The 15457-nt window shown below is 70.0% G+C and carries 12 protein-coding genes and 1 pseudogene; 3 read left to right on the forward strand and 10 right to left on the reverse strand.

Annotation, left to right across the window (positions count from 1 at the left end):
* Positions 1 to 4: 4 nt before the first annotated feature.
* The 4 genes from Sfulv_RS11335 to Sfulv_RS11345 form a co-directional block, all read right to left on the reverse strand.
* Positions 5 to 904: an ABC transporter permease gene (locus tag Sfulv_RS11335; RefSeq protein WP_173313567.1), complete on the reverse strand. Its 900-nt coding sequence runs from the start codon at positions 902 to 904 to the stop codon at positions 5 to 7.
* Positions 901 to 1617, reverse strand: coding sequence for an ABC transporter permease (locus Sfulv_RS11340; RefSeq protein ID WP_256668878.1), 717 nt, complete (start codon positions 1615 to 1617; stop codon positions 901 to 903). Before Sfulv_RS11340 ends, Sfulv_RS11335 begins: the two co-directional genes overlap by 4 nt.
* Positions 1572 to 1895: an ABC transporter permease family protein gene (locus tag Sfulv_RS30260; protein ID WP_256668879.1), complete on the reverse strand. Its 324-nt coding sequence runs from the start codon at positions 1893 to 1895 to the stop codon at positions 1572 to 1574. The genes Sfulv_RS11340 and Sfulv_RS30260 overlap by 46 nt, the downstream gene beginning before the upstream one ends.
* A gap of 91 nt (positions 1896 to 1986) precedes the next feature.
* Positions 1987 to 3717 (reverse strand): ABC transporter substrate-binding protein, encoded by a 1731-nt coding sequence (locus Sfulv_RS11345; RefSeq protein WP_173313568.1) that lies wholly within the window; start codon positions 3715 to 3717, stop codon positions 1987 to 1989.
* A 221-nt stretch (positions 3718 to 3938) separates the two neighbouring features.
* Between Sfulv_RS11345 and Sfulv_RS11350 the strand changes: the two genes are divergently transcribed.
* The 3 genes and pseudogenes from Sfulv_RS11350 (at position 3939) to Sfulv_RS11360 (ending at position 8474) form a co-directional block, all read left to right on the forward strand.
* Positions 3939 to 4958 carry a LacI family DNA-binding transcriptional regulator gene (locus Sfulv_RS11350; RefSeq protein ID WP_173313569.1) on the forward strand — a complete coding sequence of 340 codons (1020 nt, stop codon included), beginning with the start codon at positions 3939 to 3941 and terminating at the stop codon, positions 4956 to 4958.
* 165 nt (positions 4959 to 5123) lie between these two features.
* On the forward strand, positions 5124 to 5894 hold the full coding sequence (locus tag Sfulv_RS11355; protein ID WP_173313570.1) for an ABC transporter ATP-binding protein: 771 nt from the start codon (positions 5124 to 5126) through the stop codon (positions 5892 to 5894).
* 55 nt (positions 5895 to 5949) lie between these two features.
* Positions 5950 to 8474 (forward strand): annotated as a pseudogene (locus Sfulv_RS11360) (ABC transporter permease).
* Positions 8475 to 8542: 68 nt separating this feature from the next.
* Here Sfulv_RS11360 and Sfulv_RS11365 read toward each other — a convergent pair.
* From Sfulv_RS11365 to eno, 6 genes are all read right to left on the reverse strand, one after another.
* Positions 8543 to 9847 (reverse strand): class I SAM-dependent methyltransferase, encoded by a 1305-nt coding sequence (locus Sfulv_RS11365; RefSeq protein ID WP_173313571.1) that lies wholly within the window; start codon positions 9845 to 9847, stop codon positions 8543 to 8545.
* A 268-nt stretch (positions 9848 to 10115) separates the two neighbouring features.
* Positions 10116 to 11501: an NAD(P)/FAD-dependent oxidoreductase gene (locus Sfulv_RS11370; RefSeq protein ID WP_173313572.1), complete on the reverse strand. Its 1386-nt coding sequence runs from the start codon at positions 11499 to 11501 to the stop codon at positions 10116 to 10118.
* A gap of 411 nt (positions 11502 to 11912) precedes the next feature.
* Complete coding sequence (locus Sfulv_RS11375) at positions 11913 to 12878, reverse strand: Ppx/GppA phosphatase family protein (RefSeq protein WP_173313573.1); 966 nt, start codon at positions 12876 to 12878, stop codon at positions 11913 to 11915.
* A gap of 126 nt (positions 12879 to 13004) precedes the next feature.
* On the reverse strand, positions 13005 to 13541 hold the full coding sequence (locus Sfulv_RS11380) for a DUF501 domain-containing protein (RefSeq protein WP_173313574.1): 537 nt from the start codon (positions 13539 to 13541) through the stop codon (positions 13005 to 13007).
* A 44-nt stretch (positions 13542 to 13585) separates the two neighbouring features.
* Positions 13586 to 14056: an FtsB family cell division protein gene (locus Sfulv_RS11385; RefSeq protein ID WP_173313575.1), complete on the reverse strand. Its 471-nt coding sequence runs from the start codon at positions 14054 to 14056 to the stop codon at positions 13586 to 13588.
* 101 nt (positions 14057 to 14157) lie between these two features.
* Positions 14158 to 15438: a phosphopyruvate hydratase gene (gene eno, locus Sfulv_RS11390; protein WP_173313576.1), complete on the reverse strand. Its 1281-nt coding sequence runs from the start codon at positions 15436 to 15438 to the stop codon at positions 14158 to 14160.
* Positions 15439 to 15457 lie beyond the last annotated feature (19 nt).

The following is a 15457-nucleotide window of genomic DNA, read 5'->3' on the forward strand; positions in this document are numbered from 1 at the left end:
GTGCTCACGACTCCCTCAGCTTCGGGTTGAAGACCTCGTCGAGGCCGACGTTGGCGACGTAGAGCGCGCCGACGATCGCGGTGATGCCTGCGCCCGGCGGGATGAACCACCACCACAGACCGAGTTGGAGCGCGCTCCACTGCTGGGCGCTCTGGAGCATCAGCCCGAGCGAGACGCCCTCGGTCGGGCCGAGCCCGATGAAGTCGAGCGAGGAGGCGATCAGGATGGACCCGCCGAAGAGCAGGATGAACATCATGAAGAGGTACGAGCTCATGTTGGGCGCGATCTCGCGGAACACGATCCGCCAGGTGCCGCTGCCGCTGAGCCGGGCCAGGTCCACGAACTCCCGGGTGCGCAGCGAGAAGGTCTGCGCGCGGATCGCGCGGGCCGCCCAGGGCCAGGAGGTGAGCCCGATGAACAGGCCCTGCACGGCGACGCTGCGCACGCCGAGGTAGGCGTTGATGATCAGGAGGACGGCGAGCGCCGGAATCACCAGGACGACGTTGGTGAGCATGTTGAGGACCTCGTCGACGATGCCGCCCCGGTAGCCGGCGAGGAAGCCGACGAGCATGGCGATGACGGCGGCGATCGCGCCGCCGACGGCACCCACCAGGAAGGTGGCGCGCAGTCCGTGCACGAACTGGGCGTACACGTCCTGGCCGAAGGTGGTGGTGCCCATCCAGTACGTGCCGTCGGGCGCGGCGGCCTGCGGGCCCACGTACTCGTTGGGGTTGCCGCCGTCCAGCAGCAGCGGACCGAGGAGGCCGGTGGCGAGCAGGACGAGGACGAGCGAGAGGCCGATGAGCAGTTTGGGATTGCGGACGGCGTAGTGCAGCGACTCGCTGCCGGGTTTGGCGGCGGGCTGCTCGGCCGCCACGGGCGCGGGGTCGGGCAGTGTGGTCATGAGGTGCCTCCTGCCATGCCCGTACGGGTGCGGGGGTCGACCACCACGTACACGATGTCGATGAGGAAGTTGGCGATCAGTACGCCGATGACGATGAACAGGAACGCGCCCTGGAGCAGGAAGAAGTCCTGGTTCTGGATGGCGGCCAGGATCAGTGAGCCGAGGCCGGGGTAGGCGAAGACGATCTCGGTGACGAGCGCGCCGGCCACCAGGACCCCGAGCTGGAGGGCGAGACCGGTGACCTGGGGCAGGACGGCGTTGCGGAAGGCGTAGCGCCGGATCAGCCGCTGGGGCGCCCCGAGGGCCGACAGATAGGCGGAGTAGTCCGACTCCAGCTCGTAGATGATCATGTTGCGCATCCCGATGGCCCAGCCGCCGAGCGCGACGAGGAAGAGCGAGAGGAACGGCAGCACCCAGTGGTGCAGCGCGTCCAGCACGAAGTCGGCGTTCCAGCCGGGCTGGATGTCCAGGCTGTACCCGCCGGACAGCGGGAACCAGCCGGCCTGCGCGCCGAACGCCCAGGCGAGGATGACGGCGATCCACATGTACGGCATCGCGGTCAGCAGGTAGCCGACCGGCAGCACGGTGTTGTCGAGGATCTTGCGGCGGGCGGACAGCGCGCCGATCCAGTTGCCGGCGAACCAGCTGAGCAGGACGGAGGGGATCATCAGGCCGAGCGTGTACGGGAGTGCTTCGAGCAGGACGTCACCCACGGGCGTGGGGAAGACCCAGATGGAGATCCCGAAGTCGCCCTGGAGCAGGGCCCCCAGAAGTGCAGGTACTGCTGCCACAAGGGCTCGTCGAAGCCGAAGAGGTTGTTGTAGTAGGTGCGCATCGCCTCGGCGGCCTCGGGCTGCGAGACGCGGGCGCGGGTGACCATGGCGGCGACCGGGTCGCCCGGCATGAAGCGCGGGATCATCCAGTTGACGGTCACGGCCACGACGAAGGTCAGGGCGTAGACAAGAAGTTTCCGGGCGAAGTAGCGGCGCAAGGGTGCTCCCCTGGTGGAGAGCCCCGCCGTGGGCGCGCCCGTCAGGTCGGCGCGCGCACGGCGGGGCGGTCATGGAGTCAGAACGGCCGTGTCACGAGGCGGGCTTCAGCTGGGTGAGCGTCTCGAAGCCGCCCATCTCCAGCCAGTTGCGCCAGAGGGCGGGAGCCGCCTTCGGGGTTCCGTCCGCGTCCGACGGCCAGTTCTTCCAGGTGCCGGTGGTGGACTGCGACCACAGGCCGTTGTACCAGAGCGGGATGATGGGCATCTCGGTCAGCTGGATGTCCTGGATTTTCGAGATGACCGTCTTCATGCCCGCCGTGTCGTCGGTCTTCACCCCGCCGAGTTCCCGCACGAGCTTCCAGGCTTCCTGGTTCTCGTACCGCCCGAAGTTCACCGTGTTCTGCTGCTTCTGCACGGGCATCTGGAACATGTACTCGTAGTACGTCCACGGGGTGTTGGAGAGCTGGCGTTCGTTGTTGATGACGAGGTCGAAGTCGCCCTTGCCCCGCCGCTCGTTGAGCGCGTTCTGGTCGGGGAACTCCGTGGTGAGCTGGATACCCGCTTCCTTGGCGCCCGCGGCGATGACCTTGGCCGCCTCCATCCAGTCGGTCCAGCCGGAGGGCACCGCCAGCTTGAGGCTGAGTGTGGAGCCGTCCTTGTTCTCGACGAAGCCGTCCCCGTTGGCGTCCTTGTAACCGGCCGCGGCGAGCTCTTCCTTCGCCTTCGCCACGTCGTGCGCGAACCCCTTCCCGGCGATCAGCGCCTTGTCGTCGAACTGCTCCCACTGCGGCAGCAGACCGGTCGGGGACGCGGGCTTGACCAGCTCGCCGTAGACCCCCTTGACGATCTTGCCGGTGTCCACGGAGGCGGCGAGCGCCCTGCGGAAGGCCGCGTCGTCCATCGGCTTCTTGGTGGTGTTGGGCACCAGCCAGGCGGTGTTGGCGGAGAGCATGTAGGGCGCCTCGTCGTAGTACGAGACGACCTTCCTGCTCTTGATCAGCGAGGCCGCGCCGGGCAGGAAGTTGTTGCTGAGGTCCAGTTGGCCCTGGCCCAGCTGGCCGATGACGACCTCGTTGCTCGGGTTGGAGACGTCGACGACGTAGCGGGGGGCCGGCTTCTTGTCGAGCGCCTTGACGCCCCACCAGTCCTCGCGGCGCTCCCACACGACCCGGTCCTGCGACTTGCTCCTGAGCTTGTACGCACCGGTGCCGACCGGCTTGTCGTTGACGCCGTTGAGCACCTCCTCGTCGGTGCGCGTGCTCCAGATGTGCTCCGGGACGACCGGCTGGCCGAAGAGGGTGTAGTCCCACTCCTGGTAGCGGGCCTCCTTGAAGGTGAAGCGCACGGTCGTGGCGTCCACCGCCTCGGCGCCGGAGAGCCAGCTCCACAGGGTGTGGAAGGCGGACGCCTCGATCTTGCCGAGGCCGTAGGAGTACGCCACGTCCTTGGCGGTCAGCGGCTTGCCGTCGGCCCAGGTGATCCCCGCGCGCAGCTTCACGTCATAGGTCTTGTCGTCGGTCCAGGCGCCCGACTCCGCGAGCCACGGGATCAGCTTGCCCGTGTCCGGGTCGAAGTGGAACAGCGTCTCGTAGACCAGGCCCTTGGTGCCCGTGGCGTGGTCCCAGTTGCGCAGCGGGTTGTAGTTGGCCGGAGGCCCCCACTGGGTGCCGGTCGTGTAGAGCGTCTCGTTGCGGGGCAGCGAGCCGCCCTTGCCGCCGGGTCCGGTGGCGCCGCCCGACGAGCCGCCCCCCGTGCACGCGGTCGCGGCGAGTCCGAACACAGCGAGTGTGGCGGTCAACCGCACCCGGGTACGCATACCCATAGCCCCTCCTCTTCCCCGCCGTCCCGTGTCGAGCGGAGTTACTGAACCGGGTAAGTGACGTGAAGGTATGGGCGGCCCGGAGTGGTGTCAAGAGTGCGGGAGCGCTCCCACCACAGTTTTTTTAAGAGCGCTGCACAGGTCTTGACCATTTCGGGGCAGACAAGAGGTACAGACCTATGGATAGGATGGGTTCCGAAAACGAACCGGTTAAGCGAGGTCGTATGCCCAAGCACCGCCCCACGATCGCCGACATCGCGCGCCGCGCCGGGGTCTCCAAGGTCGCGGTGTCGTACGCGCTGAACGACCGGCCCGGAGTGTCCCCCACGACCCGCGCCACCATCAAGGCCATCGCCCAGGAGATCGGCTGGCGCCCCAACAGCGCCGCGCGGGCGCTGACCCGCGCGCGGGCGGACACCGTCGGCCTCGCGCTGTCCCGGCCCGCCAAGCTGCTCGGCGTGGAGCCCTTCTTCATGGAGCTGATCAGCGGCATCGAGACCGAGCTGTCCGCCCGCGGCTGCGCCCTGCTCCTCCAGGTCGTCCCCGACCCCGCGCAGGAGCTCGAGGTCTACCGCCGCTGGTGGGGCGAGGGCCGGGTGGACGGGGTCTTCCTCGCCGACGTGCGCGCCCCCGACCCGCGGATCGAGGGCGTCGCCGAGCTCGGTATGCCCGCCGTGGTGATCGGCCACCCCTCGGCGGCCGGCTCCCTCACCCCCGTCTGGTCCGACGACTCCGCGGCGCTCCGGGACACCCTGACGTATCTGCACGCGCTCGGCCACCGCTCCGTCGCCCGCGTCGCCGGGCTCCCCGAGCTGATCCACACCCGGCTGCGCGACCAGGCACAGCAGGAGATCTCCGCCGAACTGGGTCTGGACACCCCGGTCGTGGTGCACACCGACTACTCCGGCGAGGAAGGTGCCCACGCGACCCGGCGGCTGATCAGTTCGCCGTCCCGGCCGACCGCCGTCGTCTACGACAACGACATCATGGCCGTCGCCGGGCTCTCGGTGGCCCAGGAGATGGGGCTCGACGTGCCCGGTGACCTCTCCCTCGTGGCCTGGGACGACTCCCAGCTCTCCCGGGTCGTCCGCCCCCCGCTGACCGCGCTGAGCCGCGACATCCCGGCGTACGGGACCCACGCGGCCCGCACCCTGCTGACGATGGTCACGGAGGGTCCGGTGCCCGGGTTCCAGGACGCCACCGCCCGCCTCCAACCGCGCGGATCGACCGCCCCGCCCCGCTGAGGGCGGATCTTCTCAGGGTCGGCCTCCTACCCCAGGACTACGCCGGACCCCGCCGGTGCGACCATAGAGGGCCCCGGGAACGGGTACCGGGGCTGACGACCTCGCGCGATACGGCGGTGACGATGGAGGGGACCCCGAACGAGGCCCCGAACCAGGAGAGTCCCTGTGACCACCACCCCCACCGTCCAGCGCGCCACCGCGGTGGCCGCCCGCGCCACGGAGCTGTCGAAGGTCTACGGCCAGGGTGAGACCCAGGTGGTCGCCCTGGACCGGGTGACCGTGGACTTCCCGCAGGGCGAGTTCACCGCGATCATGGGCCCTTCCGGCTCCGGCAAGTCCACGCTGATGCACTGCGTGGCCGGGCTCGACAGCTTCAGCAGCGGTTCCGTACGGATAGGCGACACGGAGCTCGGCGCCCTCAAGGACAAGCAGCTCACGCAGCTCCGCCGGGACAAGATCGGCTTCATCTTCCAGGCGTTCAACCTGCTGCCGACCCTGAGCGCGCTGGAGAACATCACGCTGCCGATGGACATCGCGGGCCGTAAGCCCGACGCCGCGTGGCTCCAGAAGGTGATCGACATGGTGGGCCTCGCCGACCGGCTGAAGCACCGGCCGACCGAGCTCTCCGGCGGCCAGCAGCAGCGTGTCGCGGTCGCCCGTGCCCTCGCCTCGCAGCCGGAGATCATCTTCGGTGACGAGCCGACCGGGAACCTCGACTCCCGCGCCGGCGCCGAAGTCCTCGGCTTCCTGCGCAACTCGGTGCGCGAGCTCGGCCAGACCGTGGTGATGGTGACCCACGACCCGGTGGCCGCCTCCTACGCGGACCGCGTGATCTTCCTCGCCGACGGCGCGGTCGTCGACGAGATGACGCACCCCACCGCCGACGGGGTCCTCGACCGGATGAAGGCGTTCGACGCGAAGGGCCGCACCAGCTGACGTGACGGCTGCTGTCCCCGTCCCCCTTTCCGGAACCCATCCCAGGACTACAGACATGTTCCGAACCGCCCTGCGCAACGTCCTCGCGCACAAGGCCAGGCTGCTGATGACCGTGCTCGCCGTAATGCTCGGCGTGGCCTTCGTCTCCGGCACCCTGGTCTTCACCGACACCCTGAGCAACGCCTTCCGCAACCAGTCGGCGAAGAGTTACGACGACGTCGCCGTCGCCGTCACCACCCACGCCTCCCAGCAGGACGAGAAGACACCCGGCGTCGACACCGCCACGCTGGAGAAGATCCAGGCCCTGGACGGCGTCGCCGACGCCACCGGCCGGGTCTCCGGCTTCGCGGGCGTCGCCGACGCCGACGGCAAGCTCATCGGCAACGGCTGGTCCAACACCGGGGCCAACTTCTTCCCCGGCAAGGACGGCGAGGACGACCAGTACGCGTTCACCGAGGGCGCGGGCCCCGCGGAGGCCGGCCAGGTCGCGCTGGACAAGGACTCCGCGGACAAGGGTGACTACCGGGTCGGCGACCCGGTGCGGGTCGCCACGAACGGGCCGGTGAAGGAGTTCACCCTCTCCGGCGTGTTCACCACCGAGGACGGCGCGGTCAACGCGGGCGGCAGCCTGGTCCTGTTCGACACCCCGGTCGCCCAGCAGCTCTACCTCAGGCCCGGCGTCTTCCAGGACGTCACCATCTCCGCCGCGCCCGGCGTCTCCGCCCAGCAGCTGCTGACCGCGGTCGATCCGTTGCTGCCCGAGGACGCCACCGCCGAGACCGGCCGGGCCCTCGCCGACGATCAGGCCGCGCAGATCGAGAAGGAGCTCTCCAACCTCAACACGATGCTGCTCGCCTTCGCGGGCATCGCCCTCTTCGTCGGCGTCTTCCTGATCGCCAACACCTTCACCATGCTGGTCGCCCAGCGCACCAGGGAGCTGGCCCTGATGCGGGCCGTCGGTGCCTCCCGCCGCCAGGTGAAGCGCTCGGTGCTGCTCGAGGCGGGCGTGGTCGGTGTGATCGCCTCGGTGACCGGCTTCCTGCTCGGCCTCGGCCTCGCCGTCGGGCTGCGCTCCGCGATGGGCCTGATCGGCGGCAAGATCCCCGCCGGCCCGCTGGTGGTCTCCCCCACCGCGATCGGCGCGGCGTTCGGCGTCGGCGTCCTGGTGACCGTGCTGGCCGCCTGGCTGCCCGCCCGCCGGGCCGCGAAGATCCCGCCGGTGGCGGCCATGAGCAGCGTGCACGCCGTGGCGACCACCCGGTCCCTGGTCGTACGGAACTCGATCGGCGGGGCGCTCGCCCTGCTCGGCGCGGCCGGGATCGTCGGGGGCGCGGCGGCCGGCAGCGGTGGCAGGACCGTCATCGCGGGCGGCGCCTTCCTGGCACTGATCGGCGTCATCGTCCTCATCCCGCTGCTGTCCCGCCCCGTGATCGCCCTGGTGCGCCCGCTGCTGACGAAGCTGTTCGGCGTCTCGGGGAAGCTGGCCGCGCAGAACGCGGTCCGCAACCCCCGGCGTACCGGAGCGACCGCCTCCGCGCTGGCGATCGGGCTGACCCTGGTCACCGGGATCTCGGTGCTCGGCGTCACGCTCGGCCAGGCCGTCGACCGGATGACGACGGACAACATCAGGGCCGACTACATGGTCACCATGGCGAGCGGCGGTTCGCTCGACGAGTCGGCACTCAAGGCCCTGGAGAAGGCCGAGGGCGTCTCGGCGGTCTCCCCCAACAGGCCGTCTGGCTGCGGACGGGCGAGTCCGGCTACTCGGCCTCCGGCGTCACCCCCGGTGACGTGGAAAAGGTCCTGGCGATCAAAACCGTGTCCGGTTCGCTGGACACGCTCGCCGAGGGCGGGATCGCGGTCTCCGAGAAGACGGCGAAGTCGAACGGCTGGAAGGCCGGTGACACGGTCGCCGTGACGTTCGAGGACGAGAAGAAGGGGAAGCTGAAGGTCGGCGCGGTCTACGAGGACAACGAGTTCCTCTCCCCGGTCCTCGTACCGAAGGCGACGGCCGACGCGCACACCTCCCACCCGGAGATCCGCGAGATCTACCTGAAGATGGAGGGCGGCGCGAGCGAGGCCAACGAGCAGGCCGTGGTCGACGCGCTCGGCGACAACCCGGCCATGAGCATCATGGACCGGCAGGACATCCGGGACATGTTCGGCGGCTTCGTCAACATGGCGCTGAACATCATGTACGGCCTGCTGGCGATGGCTCTGATCATCGCGGTGCTCGGGGTCGTCAACACCCTGGCGATGTCGGTGTTCGAGCGGCAGCAGGAGATCGGCATGGTCCGGGCGATCGGTCTGGACAAGCGCCGGGTGAAGCGCATGATCCGGCTGGAGGCCGTGGTCATCTCGGTCTTCGGCGCACTGGTCGGCATCGGGCTCGGGACGTTCCTGGGCTGGGCCATCGGCCAGACCCTGGCCGAGTCCGTCCCGCAGTACGCGCTGGTCATCCCGTGGGACCGGCTCGCGCTCTTCCTGGTGCTGGCGGGGCTCGTTGGGGTGCTGGCCTCGCTCTGGCCGGCCCGCAGCGCGGCGAAGCTGAACATGCTGACGGCGATCAAGACCGAGTAGCGCTCGCCGGGGGCGTACGGAGGGCCGGTGTTGGCGGTGCGGACACCGGCCCTCCGTCATGTGCGGGCTCAGCCCGCCGGGGCGGTCCTCCAGTCGCGGGCGCGCAGGAGCATGCCGGAGGCCCCGCCCTGCTGCGGGCGGACCGCGAGGATCTGGTTGACCCCGATCCGGTTGCGCTCGAAGGAGAGCGCGGAAGCCGCCATGTAGAGCCGCCAGACCCGGGCCCTGCCGGGTGAGGTGGCCTGTACGGCGGCGTCCCAGTGCCGCTCCAGGTTGGTGACCCAGTGGCGCAGGGTCAGCGCGTAGTGCTCCCGGATCGCCTCGACGTCCCGGGCCTCGAACCCGGCCTCCTCCAGGGTGGCGACGGTCCGGCCGACCGGGGCCAGTTCCCCGTCGGGGAAGACGTAGGAGTCGATGAACTCGTCGGCGCGGTAGGCGGACTCGTCCTTCTCGGGGCGGCGGGCGATCTGGTGGTTCAGCAGCCGGCCGCCGGGTCTGAGGAGCGCGTACAGGTCGTCGGCGTACTCACGGAAGCGCACCGTGCCGACGTGTTCGGCCATCCCGATCGAGGAGATCGCGTCGTACGGACCGTCCCTGACGTCCCGGTAGTCCTGGACCCGGATCTCGATCCGGTCGGTGAGGCCCTCCTCGGCGATGCGCTTGCGGGCGAACGCGGCCTGTTCGGTGGAGAGGGTCACCCCGGTGACCTGGGCGCCGTACTCACGGGCCGCGTGGATGGCCATCGAGCCCCAGCCGCAGCCGACGTCCAGGAGCCGGTCGCCCTCCTTCAGCCCGAGCTTGCGGCAGACGAGGTCGAGCTTGTCGCGCTGGGCGTCCTCCAGGGTGCCGCCGTCCTCCCAGTAGGCGCAGGAGTAGACCATGGACGGGCCGAGGACCAGTTCGTAGAAGTCGTTGCCCACGTCGTAGTGGTGGCTGATGGCCTCCTTGTCACGCCGCCTGGTGTGGAGCGGGCCGGTGCGGCGGCGTACCTCCTCGGGCGGCGGCGCGGGCGGCGGCCAGGGCCCGGCCACCTGGAGGAGCCCGCGCGCGAAGGCGCGGACCTTCGGGTCCCGTACGGGGTGGACGGAGTCCTTGGCGTCGGCGCCGCGCTCCCAGAGCAGGGCGGCCAGCCGGTCCAGGACCTCGTAGAGGTCTCCGTCGACGTCGATCTCACCGGACACCCAGGCGCGGGCGAGGCCCAGTTCGCCCGGTCTCCACAGGAGCCGGCGCAGGGCGCGGCGGTGGCGGATCACGAGGGCGGGCGCACCGGGCGGCCCGGACTCGCTGCCGTCCCAGGCCCTGATCCGGACCGGTAGGGGCTCTCCCAGCAACTCTTCGGCGAGAGCGGTCAGCCGCGATGCGGCGTCTGCCATGGCGCACACCTCCGTGGTGGTGTTTCCCAACATGCTCAAATTTCCACAAACATGCCTGAAACCACGTCACGACACCTCGGTTGCGTGACGAGGTACACCTGGGTCAACCGTGCGCGGACCGCGCGCCATCCCGCTGCCGGGCAAGGGAACGGCAAAATACCTGCGTACCACACCTACCGGGGCCGGGCCGCTCCGGAAACGCCGGAGGGGCCGCCCGCACCACGGATGGCGGACGGCCCCTTCGGGCGCGGAACGGTGTACTCCGGGTTCAGGAAGCCCTGGCCTTCTCACCCTCGGTCTTGACGGCGGCCGGAGCCGGGGCCGGCTTCGCGGCCTCGTAGAACTCCTCGCGCGGGGTCTCCATGGCGCCGAGCGAGACGACCTCGCGCTTGAGGAACATGGCGAGCGTCCAGTCGGCGAAGACCCGGATCTTACGGTTCCAGGTCGGCATCGCCATGCCGTGGTACCCACGGTGCATGTACCAGGCGAGACGGCCTTTGAGCTTGATCTTCACCTTGCCCACGACGATCATCGCGACGCCCTTGTGCAGGCCGAGTCCGGCGACCGCACCCTTGTTGGCGTGGCTGTACTCCTTCTGCGGGAAGCCCCGCATGCCGGAGATCACGTTGTCGCCGAGGACCTTCGCCTGGCGCAGCGCGTGCTGGGCGTTCGGCGGGCACCAGGCGTTCGGGTTGCCGGCCTTGCGGCCGACCAGGTCCGGAACCTGGGCGTTGTCGCCCGCGGCCCAGATGTAGTCGGTGCCCTGCACCTGGAGCTTCTCGGAGGTGTCGACGTGGCCGCGCGGGCCGAGCGGCAGGCCGAAGCGGGCCAGCGCCGGGTTCGGCTTCACGCCGGCCGTCCACACGATGGTGCTGGAGTCGACCTCCAGGCCGTTCTTGAGCACGACGTGACCGTCGACGCACGAGTCCATGGAGGTGGAGAGGTAGATCTCCACACCGCGGCCCTCAAGGTGCTCCTTGCCGTACGCGCCCAGCTTCGGGCCGACCTCGGGAAGGATCTTGTCGGCGGCGTCGACGAGGATGAAGCGCATGTCCTCGCGCTTCACGTTGGTGTAGTACTTCGCCGCGTCACGGGCCATGTCCTCGACCTCGCCGATGGTCTCCGCACCGGCGAAACCGCCGCCCACGAAGACGAAGGTGAGCGCCTTGCGGCGGACCGCCTCATCGGTCGTCGAGTCAGCCTTGTCCAGCTGCTCCAGGACGTGGTTGCGCAGGCCGATCGACTCCTCGATGCCCTTCATGCCGATGCCCTGCTCGGCGAGGCCGGGGATCGGGAAGGTGCGGGAGACCGCGCCCATCGCGATGACGAGGTAGTCGAAGGGCAGCTCGTAGGTCTCGCCGACGATCGGCGCGACCGTGGCGACCTTGCGGTCCTGGTCGATGGTCGTGACACGGCCGGTGAGCACCTCGGCCTTCGGCAGGACGCGTCGCAGCGGGACGACAACATGCCGAGGGGAGATGCTGCCGGCAGCAGCTTCGGGGAGGAAGGGCTGGTACGTCATGTACGAGCGAGGGTCGACGACCGTGACGGTCGCCTCCCCGTAGCGCATCTTCTTCAGGATGCGACGAGCTGCGTACAGGCCAACGTACCCACCGCCTACAACGAGGATCCTGGGACGCTCCGTGGTGCTCATGCCATCGAGTATCCACCCCCCTAGGACCCCCTGCTCGTGAGCCCCTTCACAAGGTATCCGCGCCCCTCTGCTACACTCCGCCGCCCACGTGACCCAGGTCATGACACCGCAGGGGAACCACGGTGTCCTGGTGGACGTTGTCCACCGCTTGTGAGCTGGCCATTGTGGGTTCCGGACGGCCGGACCGCGGCTCCGGCAGGGCCACTCCCGCTGTCCGCGAAACCGCCTCGCATCCTTGCCGTGCGGGTCTGCGGACGGCCGTCGCGGCCCCCGACAGGCCGAACGGCATCCCACCGGACCCAATTCCTTGTGAAGTAGTTCACGAAGTTCGTCGGGGCGGGCTCCCGGAGGGGCCTCGGAGGCGGTCCTGAACGGCTCATGGGTGCGGGCGGGAAAGCGTATGAGCAGGCGTCAGGGGCGCTGGACGGCCCTCTGGGCCGCCACCGAGAGGGCGATGCCGTCCAGGATGTCGTGCTCGCTGACCACGACCTCACGCGCTCCGGTCCGCTCCATCACGGCGAGCAGGATCAGCGCACCGGAGGCGATCACGTCGACCCGCCCCGGATGCATCGCGGGGATCGCGGCCCGCTCCTCGTGCGTGGAGCCGGTGAGCCGCCCGGTGATCTCCCGGACCTGCTCCAGGGAGACCCGGGAGTGGTGGATGGCCCCGGGGTCGTACTCCGGCAGTTCCAGGGCGATGGCGGCCACCGTGGTGACCGTGCCGGCCAGGCCGACGAGCGTGGCGGCGTCCGCGATCGGGACGGTCTCCTCGGCGAGGTCCAGGGCGGCGGCGATGTCCGCGCGGATCGCGGCGATCCCGGCGGGGGTGGGCGGGTCCACGACGGCGCCGTCCCGCGTCAGGTGCCGTTCGGTCATCCGTACGCAGCCCAGGTCCACGGACCGGGCCGCGCGGACCTCGTCGTCGCCGACCACGAACTCCGTGGAGCCGCCGCCGATGTCCACGACGAGATACGGCTTCGCCAGGTGGTCGCTGCCGGCCAGCTCCCTGGTGGCGCCGTCGAAGGAGAGCTGCGCCTCCTGGTCGCCGGTGACGACCTCGGGCTCGACGCCCAGGATGTCCAGGACGCCCCGGACGAACTCGTCGCTGTTCTCCGCGTCGCGCGAGGCGGAGGTGGCCACGAACCGCACCCGCTCGGCCCCCAGCTCCCTGATCACCGCGGCGTACTCGCGGCAGGCCCCGAACGTGCGCTCCAGCGCCTCGGGGTCCAACCGCCCGGTCCGGTCGACGCCCTGTCCCAGACGCACGATCCGCATCCGCCGGTCGAGCTCGGTGAGCTCACCCGTCGCGGGGTCGGCGTCGGCGACCAGGAGGCGGATGGAGTTGGTACCGCAGTCGATGGCGGCAACGCGGGTCATGAGGGCTCCAGTCGTGGGGTGTACGGGGGCTCCGCCCCGGGGCCGCCGCTGGCCGGCCTACGAGCCCGTCCGGCGATCGAGGACCGGCGGGGTGGGGGCGGAGCCCCGGAGAGGCGGGGCGGGAGGTCAGACGTCTCCGTGCGTCTCGCCGCACGGCGACACGCACGGCCCCTTCGCCCACCACTGCGGCAGCATCGCGATCGCCTCGTCGCCCAGGGGGTTGACCCCGGGGCCGGCCGCCAGCGAGTGCCCGACCAGGACGTGCAGGCACTTCACCCGGTCCGGCATGCCGCCCGCGCTCGGGAAGCCCTCCAGGACCTCGATGGCGTCACGGCGGGCGATGTAGTCCTCGTGCGCGGCGCGGTACGCGGCGGCGAGCTCCGGGTCCGTCCGCAGACGCTCCGTCATCTCCTTCATGACCCCGTTCGCCTCCAGCGTGCCGATCGCGGAAGCGGCACGGGGACAGGTCAGATAGAAGGTCGTCGGGAACGGCGTGCCGTCCTCCAGACGGGGCTGCGTCTCGACCACGTCGGGGTGGCCGCACGGGCAGCGGTGCGCGATGGCGCGCAGTCCGCGCGGCGGACGCCCGAGCTGCTGCTGGAACGCGGCGATGTCCGCGTCACTGGGCGTGGTGGACTCGGTCTGCGGAGGGGGGGTTTCCATGCCTGCCTTGGTTCTGCTCGAAGGTGCTTCTCAGATGGTGCGGTTCAGTCGCGGTCGGCGGTGTCCACGCCGTCCCAGAGGTTGGAGTGCCAGGCACGGTCCGTCGTGCCCGGCTCCCCGCGGCGGTCCTCGGCCGCGCCGGGATCGATCACGGTGAAACCGGTCTCCCCCGGAAGTACGTAGTGCAGGTGCTCACGGGCCAGCCGCCGGACGTACGCGTCGTCCATGAGCCGCGCCTTCTCGTCCCGCAGTTCCTCGGTCCGCTCCCGGGCCTCCTGCGACAGGCGCTCCTGGTCGGCGATCTCGTCGCGCTGGGAGACGTACTGCCGCATCGGGTACGCGAGCGCCACCACCATGGAGCAGACGACCAGAGCGAGGAACGCCGCGCGGCCGGTGAGCCGCGAGCGGCGGGCCTGGCGCCGGTTCTGGGACCGGTAGACGCGGGCCGCGGTCTGCTCACCGAGCAGTCGCAGCCTGGTCGCGGTGGAGAACCGGTCGCGGTCCTTCCCGGCCATCTCTCACGCCTCCCGTTACACACGTCGGTCCCCGCACACGGTACGGGACCGAGTGCGGGGACGGACGGAGGCTGGTGACTTCGGCCCCGAGGAGCCGGTGATCAGCCCTTGAAACGCGGGAACGCCGAGCGGCCCGCGTACACCGCCGCGTCGTCGAGGATCTCCTCGATGCGCAGCAGCTGGTTGTACTTGGCGACGCGGTCCGAGCGGGCCGGGGCGCCGGTCTTGATCTGACCGCAGTTCACGGCGACGGCGAGGTCGGCGATGGTGACGTCCTCGGTCTCGCCCGAGCGGTGCGACATCATGCACTTGAAGCCGTTGCGCTGGGCCATCTCGACGGCGTCCAGCGTCTCGGTCAGCGAGCCGATCTGATTGACCTTCACGAGCAGGGCGTTGGCGGAACCCTCCTCGATACCGCGGGCCAGGCGCTCCGGGTTGGTGACGAAGAGGTCGTCACCGACGATCTGCACCTTGGAGCCGATCTTGTCCGTGATGGCCTTCCAGCCGGCCCAGTCGTCCTCGTACAGCGGGTCCTCGATGGAGACGAGCGGGTACGCGGAGACGAGCTCCTCGTAGTACTCGGTCATCTCGGCGGCCGTGCGGGACTTGCCCTCGAACTCGTACACGCCGTCCTTGTAGAACTCCGACGCGGCGACGTCGAGCGCGAGGCCGATGTCGCGGCCGGGAACGTAACCGGCCTCCTTGATGGCCTCCATGATGAGGTCGAGCGCGGCGCGGTTGGAATCGAGGTTCGGGGCGAAGCCGCCCTCGTCACCGAGGCCGGTGGACAGGCCCTTGGTCTTGAGGACCTTCTTCAGGGTGTGGTAGATCTCCGCGCCCCAGCGCAGGGCCTCGGAGAAGGACTCGGCGCCGATCGGCGCGATCATGAACTCCTGGATGTCCACGTTGGAGTCGGCGTGCGAGCCGCCGTTCAGGATGTTCATCATCGGAACGGGCAGCAGGTGCGCGTTCGGGCCGCCGAGGTAGCGGAAGAGCGGGAGGTCGGACGCCTCGGACGCGGCGTGCGCCACGGCGAGCGAGACGCCGAGGATGGCGTTGGCGCCGAGCGAGCCCTTGTTCTCGGTGGCGTCCAGGTCGAACATCGCCTGGTCGATGAGGCGCTGCTCGGTGGCGTCGTACCCGACGAGCTCCGGGCCGATCTGCTCGATGACGGCGAGGACGGCCTTCTCCACGCCCTTGCCCATGTAACGGTTGGGGTCTCCGTCGCGAAGCTCGACGGCCTCGAACGCTCCGGTGGAGGCGCCGGACGGAACAGCAGCACGTCCCGTGCTGCCGTCGTCGAGGCCGACCTCGACCTCGACCGTGGGGTTGCCCCGGGAGTCGAGGATTTCCCTGGCTACGACGACGTCGATGGACGGCACGAGGCATCTCCTTCTGGGA

Source organism: Streptomyces fulvorobeus (assembly GCF_013167895.1).
In the GTDB taxonomy this organism is placed as follows: domain Bacteria; phylum Actinomycetota; class Actinomycetes; order Streptomycetales; family Streptomycetaceae; genus Streptomyces; species Streptomyces fulvorobeus.